Origin of the sequence: Corynebacterium sp., assembly GCF_030535495.1 — a bacterium.
Classification (GTDB): domain Bacteria; phylum Actinomycetota; class Actinomycetes; order Mycobacteriales; family Mycobacteriaceae; genus Corynebacterium.
Window position 1 is genome coordinate 1 of the sequence record NZ_JAUNRW010000063.1, and the last position, 2,038, is coordinate 2,038.

Genomic DNA, 2,038 nt, shown 5'->3' on the forward strand with positions numbered 1-2,038 from the left:
CGCTACTACGCCGAGGCGAACCGTCGCCCCGGCAAGACCGGTGACAACCTGCTCGTCCTGCTGGAGTCCCGTCTGGACAACGTCGTCTACCGTGCAGGCCTGGCCCGCACCCGTCGTCAGGCACGTCAGCTGGTCTCCCACGGTCACTTCACCGTCAACGGCAAGAAGGTCAACGTGCCTTCTTTCCAGGTGTCCCAGTACGACATCATTGACGTCCGGGACAAGTCCCAGAAGATGATCTGGTTCGAAGAGGCCCAGGACAGCCTCGTCGACGCTGTCGTCCCGGCCTGGCTGCAGGTCGTTCCGTCCACCCTGCGCATCCTCGTGCACCAGCTGCCCGAGCGCGCCCAGATCGACGTTCCGCTGCAGGAGCAGCTCATCGTCGAGCTCTACTCGAAGTAATTCTTCTCCACCGGTTCGACCCCTCCCGGGTCGCACCGGAGGAGGAATCCTCTTCATCAGCAGTCTCACCCCTCATTTCTTCCACGACGTCAAATAGCGGGCGTCGACAAAGGAGAGTCTCATGCTCATTTCCCAGCGTCCTGTGCTCACCGAGGAGTACATCGATTCCGCTCGTTCCCGGTTCGTCATCGAGCCGCTCGAGCCGGGCTTCGGCTACACCCTCGGCAACTCGCTGCGCCGTACCCTGCTGTCGTCCATCCCGGGCGCAGCCGTCACCTCCGTCAAGATCGACGGTATTCTCCACGAGTTCACCACGATCAACGGTGTGAAGGAGGATGTCTCCGAGATCATCCTCAACATCAAGGGTCTGGTCCTGTCCTCCGACTCCGACGAGCCGGTGGTCATGTACCTGAGCAAGGAAGGTCCGGGAGAGGTCACCGCCGGCGACATTCAGCCGCCGGCCGGTGTGGAGATCCACAACCCGGAGATGCACATCGCCTCCCTCAATGAGCAGGCTCGTCTGGACATCGAGTTCATCGTCGAGCGTGGCCGCGGCTACGTTCCGGCAGCCACCACCGCCGGTGGCGGGGACATCGGCCGTATCCCGGTCGACCAGATCTACTCCCCGGTGCTCAAGGTCAGCTACAAGGTCGAGGCCACCCGTGTCGAGCAGCGCACGGACTTCGACAAGCTGATCATCGATGTCGAGACCAAGAACTCCATCACCGCCCGCGACGCCGTCGCGTCCGCCGGTAAGACCCTCGTCGAGCTCTTCGGGCTGGCCCGCGAGCTCAACGTCGCCGCCGAAGGCATCGAGATCGGTCCCTCCCCGCAGGAGACCGAGTACATCGCCGCCTACGGCATGCCGATCGAGGACCTGAACTTCTCCGTCCGTTCCTACAACTGCCTGAAGCGTCAGGAGATCCACACCGTCGGTGAGCTCGCAGAGTGCACCGAGTCGGACCTGCTGGACATCCGCAACTTCGGTCAGAAGTCGATCAACGAGGTGAAGATCAAGCTCGCCGGCCTGGGCCTGACCCTGAAGGACGCCCCGGAGGATTTCGATCCGACCACCATCGAGGGCTATGACGCTGAGACCGGTGACTTCATCGACACCGACGCCACCCCTGAGGATTCCGAGTAGCACGCCCCCACGGGCTCCGTTCTACCGGAGCCCACGCGCTCATCACACACGTACCCGAGGAGTACCACAATGCCTACCCCTAAGAAGGGCGCCCGTCTCGGCGGCTCCGCGAGCAACCAGAAGAAGATCCTCTCTAACCTGGCTGCTTCGCTGTTCGAGCACGGCGCTATCAAGACCACCGACGCCAAGGCCAAGGCCCTGCGTCCGTACGCCGAGAAGCTGATCACCAAGGCCAAGGACGGCTCTGTCGCCGCCCGCCGCCAGGTGCTCGCCGAGGTTCCGCAGAAGGACGTCGTCGCCTACCTCTTCAACGAGCTGGCTCCGAAGTTCGAGAACCGCCAGGGTGGTTACACCCGCATCATCAAGCTGGAGAACCGTTCCGGCGACAACGCCCCGATGTCTCAGATCTCCCTCGTCCTCGAGGAGACCGTGAGCGCCGAGGCCACCCGCGCCACCCGCGCCGCCGCCTCCAAGAAGGCTGCCGAGGAGACC

The 2,038-nt window shown here is 63.5% G+C and carries 3 protein-coding genes; all 3 read left to right on the forward strand.

What is annotated here, in order from left to right:
- Positions 1-402 (forward strand): 30S ribosomal protein S4 (gene rpsD, locus Q4F73_RS08365; protein ID WP_303358896.1); only part of this gene is annotated, 402 nt, incomplete at its 5' end.
- 121 nt (positions 403-523) lie between these two features.
- The gene (locus Q4F73_RS08370; RefSeq protein ID WP_303358897.1) at positions 524-1,546 is read left to right on the forward strand and encodes a DNA-directed RNA polymerase subunit alpha; all 1,023 of its coding nucleotides are present in this window, start codon (positions 524-526) and stop codon (positions 1,544-1,546) included.
- Positions 1,547-1,615: 69 nt separating this feature from the next.
- The coding region (gene rplQ / locus Q4F73_RS08375; RefSeq protein ID WP_303358898.1) for a 50S ribosomal protein L17 at positions 1,616-2,038 on the forward strand (423 nt) is incomplete at its 3' end.

Coding starts and splice junctions, on each gene's coding strand:
- Q4F73_RS08370 (WP_303358897.1), top strand. CDS start 524: ATGCTCATTTCCCAGCGTCCTGTGCTCACCGAGGAGTACATCGATTCC.